The sequence below is a fragment of the candidate division KSB1 bacterium genome, assembly GCA_022562085.1.
Classification (GTDB): Bacteria; Zhuqueibacterota; Zhuqueibacteria; order Oceanimicrobiales; family Oceanimicrobiaceae; genus Oceanimicrobium.
Map to the genome: position 1 here is coordinate 1 of JADFPY010000247.1, position 7,029 is coordinate 7,029.

Genomic DNA, 7,029 nt, shown 5'->3' on the forward strand with positions numbered 1-7,029 from the left:
GCTAATGTTGTTTTCCCGCACTGGCGGGCCCCTAAAAGAGCGACAACGGGAAATACTTTAAGCAGTTGCACTATCTCTTGAATATCTATCTCTCGTTTTATAAACATAAAACTCCATGAAACTTCAAATAGATAGTTTGATTTTTCATGGAGAAAATACGGTTTTTATTTTAAAAAAACAAGAAAAAATTAATCAATCAGGTTTTTTCAACACACTGTATATAAAGACTAAAAAGAAGCTCTTTTTATTTCAAACAAAAAGGAGTTTCTTGCTATTTATCACACTTGACAAAAATTGCTTTAATTCGTACCATTCAAGGAAATAAAGCCGGTATAAAAGATGCAATGCTACAACTGTCAAACCACGATTGAGCTTGAAAGGAAACCGGGGCGCAACGACACCTGCCCTAAATGCACGTCCTACCTGCACAGCTGTCGCAACTGTCGATTTCATGATCCTGCCGCCCACAACCAGTGCCGCGAGCCGCAAGCGGACTGGGTCAAAGAAAAAGAGATGGCTAATTTTTGCGACTACTTTGAAGCTGCCAGTGAAGTGACTTCCGGACCTTCTAAAAAGGACGAAGCGCTGAGGAAACTTGATGATTTATTTAAGAAGAAGTGACACATGTCAAATTACCACTTCTTTTGTTTTTGAAAAAAAGTCTTTGACTTTTATAAAAAGGATGGCTTATTTACTTGAGCTTACTCGACGCACACCTCGCCTACTTTACTAACTTTTGAAAATCTTTAAATAAATCAAATGGAGGAAGAACTATGAACCAAAAAGTTTATTTTGTGGTCTGTATTGTCTTTGCTTTTTTCCTACACGGGTGCTACACTTTAAATCAGGTTGGTACCCCAATAAGCGAACGCATTGACGTCATTAGTACAGATAACCCTCAAGTTGTAGAGCATTTTACGCGAACAAAAAAAATTCACCACTTCGTTTATGGCCTTGTAAGCCCCGATGATGCAGGTATAGAAAAACTGATATCGAATGAGGTTCAACTCAAGGGCGGTACACGTGCAGTGAACGTGAAAATTAAATACCAATCAACATTTGTTGATGGCCTCGTAAGTGCTTTAACTTTTGGTATCTATAATCCTTTTACGCTTGCAGTGGAAGGAGATATCGTAAAGTAATTGGATTTTGTTAATGAAACTAAAAATACTAAATGCATATGATAACACGCTGCAACCGCAGTTATAGGAGGTAGGCTGCTATGAGAAAAAGTAACGCTATGTTAGCATTTGTGGTAATACTCACCATAGCATTTTTACAGGGATGCTTTACTTTAAATCAGATTGGTTCGACTAGGGATTCGGGAATTGAGATGACCAATAGTGAAAATGCTTCCTCAATAAAAAACTTTACAAAGACTAAAAAGGTGAACCATTTCCTGTGGGGATTGGTGAGTCCTGCCGACCCTCAGGTCGAAAAACTAATCTCTGATGAAGTAAAAGCCAACAACGGCGCCCGTGCAGTGAATGTAAAATTGAAATATCAGCAAACTTTTGGAAATGGTTTTCTCACTCTGATTACGCTTGGTATTTATTCTCCTTTTACCTTGACTGTCAGCGGAGATGTCGTCAAGTAACTATTCAGCAACAAAGTTAGCCGCCGCAGGTTGGCGGTGGCTAATCCTTTATCACTTCAAATCGATTGAGCTTCAGATATTGCATACTTTTCAAAAAAAAGGAGTTTACTTATGAAGAGCAAAATGTTTTTCGGAATATCGACTGTTTTATTCTTAGCGTTATTCGGATCACCCCTGTTTGGCCAAAAGCTTCATGTCAATGACAGATGGGATGAGTGTTCGTTTCTACTTGATCCAGCGCTTACACAAGAAGCGTGGCACCAATTCACCGGAGAAGCTGGGCTTGTCACCTATTTTCGTCCACTAAATTCGGCAAAACCTTTAGGGGTGAAAAATTTTGAAATTGCGCTGCTTGATTGGGGCACGACGATTGATGATGCTGATGCTGCTTGGAATGATACATTTTCCCATCCCGATTCCACTCATACGCTTTTTGATGGTAATGCTCTGCTATTTCCGGGATTAATGTTTAGAATAGGCGTCACAAACCGGATAGATATCGGTGCTTATTTTACGAAGCAGCCCTCCGCCAATTACGGATTTTATGGTGGCCAGGTTCAATATAACTTCTTAAATGATTCAGAGAAGAATCTGGCAGCAGCAGTCAGATTTAGTTTTACCCAGATGTTTGGCCCGGAGGACTTGAATCAAAGTGTGTATGGATTGGATGTTCTCGCAAGCAAGGATGTTTTTAGGAGATTTTCACCCTATGCTGGCGTGTCAGGGTATTTGGCGCGCGCACAAGAAACCACGTCTAAGGTGAATCTTGAAAATGAAAATGTGTTTGGTTTACAAGGGATGGTAGGCATGGTTGTAAAAATTTCAGTACTCAGGATTGGCGGGGAAATAAATTTCGCGAATGTACTTGGATATTCCTTCAAGGTTGCGTTTGCTCACTAATGGCTATCACGGACGGGTGGTTGCTACATGAGAAAGAAATTGTGGAACCCGTGCCTCAGTGCAAGTACCTAACAAATCAAATTCAGCCGACGCGCCTCTCGTGCAGATATCCAAATTTAGGGAGATATGGGACTCTATGCATCTCCGTAGTTTTGCGTGAAGCGCGCGCCTGATTTGCGTCGTTATATCGCGACACGATGTCGCATAATTGATTGTTTGGTAAGGAATTATGTTCTTTGTCCAAACCTGATATGTTCCTATCAGACCCTAGGATGGCATGCTACCTTTGCGCTGATGAAGGGGTGTGAAGCCCATCCGACAATGTACCGAATTGGGTTGAAACCGTGAGGCCGAAACCCATCTCCGAGTCCCGTGGGGTTAAGGGCTAGGGTCGAGCAATATGGTGAGAGGAATCGAAAACCGTTAAGCGTCGTCAAGAGCAACGGACCTACTGGGATTAACAGGTCTAATCTGTGCTTCCTCGTGTTTGCACAGGTGGCCAAGTTGCAGGTCTTATAACTGCCTGCACGGAACCGTAGTACCGCCGGCGTAGAAGGTTCACCTAAGTTGCTCACTGGGTCAATTGTGCGGAACGTGGAACCCCAGGTCCTCCGCCCTCTGGGCAGGCTAACCGTAAGGCATGCTGTTGGAGGTCTGGGTTGAGATGCCTTACGAAGCGAATGCCCTGCTGTAGCGGCAGGGATACCGAGTGAAACATTCTTGGCTCCGTAAGGAGGCTGATATTGGCAGGTGCCTCGTCACGAGAAAGTAGAATGAATCAGTTTAGTAAGGGAAAGCAAATGACGTGCCGACTTCGGCATGGTGCGCCCTTAAGGCTTCGGCCATACTGACAGTCTATCAGTATCGTGAAGTCCCGAAAGCATTTGGGGCGGGAACTACTAAAAGTAGAACCTTCATAGGGGCTTGAGCCGTATGAAGGGAAACTTTCACGTACGGTTCTGAGGAGGGGGTTGGGCTGTAAAGCCCAACTCCTATCCGGTCAGAATAGTTTCACTGAGTAAATGATGTGAATGTTATACTAGATGAAGCAACGACTCATTTTATTTTCAGTTATCATAGCCATTTTCTTTTTATGGTCGACTCCAGCCTTGTACCCTTTAAAGTTGTTAATAGTATTTTTCCATGAATCATCCCATGCGTTGATGACAATCGCAACCGGCGGGCAAGTGATAGAGTTGGAGATTGACCGGCTGCAGGGTGGTCATGTGATATCGGCTGGTGGCAATCGATTTATAACGCTTACCGCAGGTTATTTAGGTTCGCTTATTTGGGGCGTGGTTATCTATCTGTTAGCTGTTGGATCAAAATACGACAAAGCTATTATGTTTTGTTTAGGAATTATTATTATGGCGGTCACCACGTTGTTTGTTAGGGACTTATTTGCATTTGGTTTTGGCGGTCTAACAGGGCTATTTATGATTCTAATGGGAGTAAAAGCGCCAATGCAGATTAACGATATCATTTTGCGAGTGATTGGGGTGACGAGCATGTCATATGTCCCCCTTGATGTTTATAGTGACACCATTGTGCGAACATCATTAAGATCAGACGCTTTTATGCTTGCCGAAGAATTTGGCGGTACTACCGTTCTATGGGGGACTATATGGTTATTGGTAAGTGTCGTGATTTTGATAGCAACACTAAAAATTAGTTTGAAATTCTCGCCTGTCACAGAAGCGAAAAGCTGAATGCATCCACATACTATACTGAACAAGGCAAAGCAGCAGATAAACTGCTGTTTGCGGCGTGAGTCGTGCTCTCGCATCCAACGAATTTTCGCCATTCCTTAATTTTTCTCTCCATTTGGGAGATTCCAGTCCTTAAATGTGTCTTATATATTAGCGATCATAAAGTCCCCTTGGAAATCCCCTCCCGGATAGTCAGGGGGCTTTTAAAATTGTGTAGTACTATTGACTTTTTGTTTCCTTTTGCAATCTTTAAATAAATAAGCACCTACGGCTATATAGAGAAATCCCGACACATCTCTTTTTTCGTTTTACGTTTTACGTTTGCCGTTTCACGTTTTGAGCCGCTTCGGCCTCCTCGCTTTTGTGGGCGGATATGGGAAAAAAGACAGCTGCGGGGTCCTCAGACGGGCTGCGGGCGTCTCCTCGACAGGTGGCGCTGCGCGCATAATTAGAGTCGCCTCCTGTGTCGGCTTTCCTCTGGGGTCGCCCTCCGCAACAAGGTGGGAGTTCAAGCTTCAACGGCTCGAAAACAAAAACTGAATCCGAGTCCATTGATCTATCGGAGATAACACATCTAGCCAGGGACTCAACCCGACCTCCTACTTCGGCGGGTGAGCGTTAATGTTGAGACAGGTTTTTTCAAACAAAAATCCTATGCTTCGTAAATGCAAAACCTATTTATAAAGGATCCGCTATGAACTCTTTCGTTCGCCAATTCAAATTGATTCTCGTGACAGCCATTTTGATATCGGGCATTCAAAACGGTTTAACAGTCGCGAGCCCAAAAACCACGCAATTCGAATCCGAAGATCGTAAGCCCGTTTCGCCCAAAGATTACGGGAAATGGGAAAGTCTTGGTCGGGGTGGCGCATTGTCGCGGGACGGCATCTGGCTGGTCTACCCCATACGAAGAAATAACGACAAAGATGAGCTCCGACTTCACAATCTGAAGACGGAGACCAACAAGGTGTTGGAGCAGGGTTCAGACCAGCAGTTTTCCAAAGACAGCCGCTGGTTGGGTTATTTGATTAATCTCCCTGCCAAAGAGCGCAAAAAACTTGAAAAGAAAAAAGAGTCGGTGCACACCAAGTTCGGTCTGCTTGGCCTCGTGAATGGCGACAGCACTGTGATCAAAGATGTTGCCTCCTTCGCCTTCAGCGGTAACGGTCGGTTCGTGGCCATGAAGCGCTATGCACCCGAGGACAGAAAAAATAAAAGCGCTGACTTAGTCGTACGCAACTTGAACACCGGCAGCGATTTCAGTTTTGGTAATGTTGCCGAGTACAGCTGGCAGGAAGATGGCGCGCTCCTTGCCGTAATCATCGACACTGAAGGAAAAACAGGTAACGGCATTCAGCTCTTCGATGGAGCCACTGGTGCGCTTAAACTTCTGGATAGTAAAGATGCGCTTTACACAGGCCTGAGCTGGCGCAAAAAGAGCGATGACCTGGCTCTGTTTCGGGTGGAGAAGAATGACACGTATGAAGATTCAACCCATGTTATTCTCTCCTGGCAGCAGCTTGCAAGCACGACAGCCAAGGCCGGCATCTTTGACCAGACAGGAATGACCGGTTTTTCGGGCCACACAAGAGTCGTCAGCAACCACCCTCTGGAGTGGTCGAAAGACGGGAAGTCCCTCTTTTTTGCTACAAAAGAATGGATCCTGAAGCCGGTCAAGGAAGATACGACCAAAGGAGATTCGGCCAATCAAGATTCGACAAATACCGGGAACCCGGATAGTCTCTTGACTGACGAGGCGCCTGCTCTGCAAATCTGGCATAGCAGGGATGTACGAATTATCCCTGAGCAGAAGCAGCGAGCAGAAAATAAACGTGAAGACGCGCACCTTGCGGTCTGGCATATCAAGGACAACAAGTTTGTTCAACTCGGTGATGAGCTTACGGAGCGTACCCGGCTTCAGGATGACGCGCCCGTCGTGCTTGGACTTGACGCCACACCTTACGAGTTCGATGGTATGTTCGGACGGCCGCACTCTGATGTTTACACAATCGACATTTATACAGGCAAAAAACATAAGTTCTTGGCTCGAGTTAATAATTTTTATTCGATCAGCCCCGATGGAAAAAACATCGTTTATTTAACGGACGATCACTACCACCTCTACAATTTTAAATCTGCAAAGGATCGAAACCTCACTGTTGGCAGCGCAGCGTCGTTCGTCAACAAAGAAGACGACCACCCCGTGGAGCAGAAACCCCCATACGGATTTATCGGTTGGGCAAAAAACGGCAAGTCATTCTTTGTCCATTCGAAATACAACATCTGGCAATTCTGGGCAGACGGCTCCCGCGGCAGAAATATCACGGACGGTGAAACCAAAAAAATCATCCATCGGTATGTCCGCCTGGATCCTGATGAAGATACTATCGACACCAAGAAACCGCTCTATCTACATCGATCCGGCGAATGGACTAAGAAAGCCGGTTATGCCAGCGTCATCCCCGGGAAAAGTCTTAAGAGCCTGGTGTGGGGAGACGTTTTTGCCAGTCGTCTGGTCAAGGCAAAGGACGCTAACACGCTTGCCTATGTCATTGAGGGTTTTGGAGATTCTCCGGATTATTTTGTCACTCAGGGTGATTTTGCCAAGAGCAAGCAAGTATCGGACACCAACCCTTTTCAGAAAGATTTTGCATGGGGAAAATCGGAGCTGATCGAGTATATTCGGACGAAACTCGGCCGCTGACCCGGCGTCCGGCCGATGTGGTGGCATTAGCTCAGTTGGTTAGAGCGCCAGGTTGTGGTCCTGGAAGTCGGGGGTTCGAATCCCCTCGCCCACCCCAGGTTCTCTCGCGTCTGCCGCGG

At 45.4% G+C, this 7,029-nt stretch carries 6 protein-coding genes and 1 tRNA gene; all 7 read left to right on the forward strand.

Going from position 1 to position 7,029, the window contains the following annotated elements:
* Nucleotides 1-339: 339 nt before the first annotated feature.
* The 7 genes from IH879_16870 to IH879_16900 all read left to right on the forward strand — a co-directional run bounded on the left by IH879_16870 (nt 340) and on the right by IH879_16900 (nt 7,007).
* On the forward strand, nt 340-621 hold the full coding sequence (locus tag IH879_16870; GenBank protein MCH7676599.1) for a hypothetical protein: 282 nt from the start codon (nt 340-342) through the stop codon (nt 619-621).
* A 152-nt stretch (nt 622-773) separates the two neighbouring features.
* The gene (locus IH879_16875; GenBank protein MCH7676600.1) at nt 774-1,142 is read left to right on the forward strand and encodes a hypothetical protein; all 369 of its coding nucleotides are present in this window, start codon (nt 774-776) and stop codon (nt 1,140-1,142) included.
* An 80-nt stretch (nt 1,143-1,222) separates the two neighbouring features.
* Nucleotides 1,223-1,597, forward strand: coding sequence for a hypothetical protein (locus IH879_16880; GenBank protein ID MCH7676601.1), 375 nt, complete (start codon nt 1,223-1,225; stop codon nt 1,595-1,597).
* A gap of 111 nt (nt 1,598-1,708) precedes the next feature.
* A complete protein-coding gene (locus IH879_16885) occupies nt 1,709-2,497 on the forward strand; it encodes a hypothetical protein (protein MCH7676602.1) in 789 nt (262 codons plus the stop codon).
* Nucleotides 2,498-3,540: 1,043 nt separating this feature from the next.
* On the forward strand, nt 3,541-4,206 hold the full coding sequence (locus IH879_16890; GenBank protein MCH7676603.1) for a M50 family metallopeptidase: 666 nt from the start codon (nt 3,541-3,543) through the stop codon (nt 4,204-4,206).
* Between the two features lie 694 nt (nt 4,207-4,900).
* A complete protein-coding gene (locus IH879_16895; protein ID MCH7676604.1) occupies nt 4,901-6,910 on the forward strand; it encodes a hypothetical protein in 2,010 nt (669 codons plus the stop codon).
* Between the two features lie 17 nt (nt 6,911-6,927).
* A tRNA-His gene (locus IH879_16900) sits at nt 6,928-7,007 on the forward strand.
* Nucleotides 7,008-7,029: the final 22 nt, after the last annotated feature.

Coding starts and splice junctions, on each gene's coding strand:
- IH879_16880 (MCH7676601.1), top strand. CDS start 1,223: ATGAGAAAAAGTAACGCTATGTTAGCATTTGTGGTAATACTCACCATA.
- IH879_16890 (MCH7676603.1), top strand. CDS start 3,541: ATGAAGCAACGACTCATTTTATTTTCAGTTATCATAGCCATTTTCTTT.
- IH879_16885 (MCH7676602.1), top strand. CDS start 1,709: ATGAAGAGCAAAATGTTTTTCGGAATATCGACTGTTTTATTCTTAGCG.
- IH879_16870 (MCH7676599.1), top strand. CDS start 340: ATGCAATGCTACAACTGTCAAACCACGATTGAGCTTGAAAGGAAACCG.
- IH879_16895 (MCH7676604.1), top strand. CDS start 4,901: ATGAACTCTTTCGTTCGCCAATTCAAATTGATTCTCGTGACAGCCATT.
- IH879_16875 (MCH7676600.1), top strand. CDS start 774: ATGAACCAAAAAGTTTATTTTGTGGTCTGTATTGTCTTTGCTTTTTTC.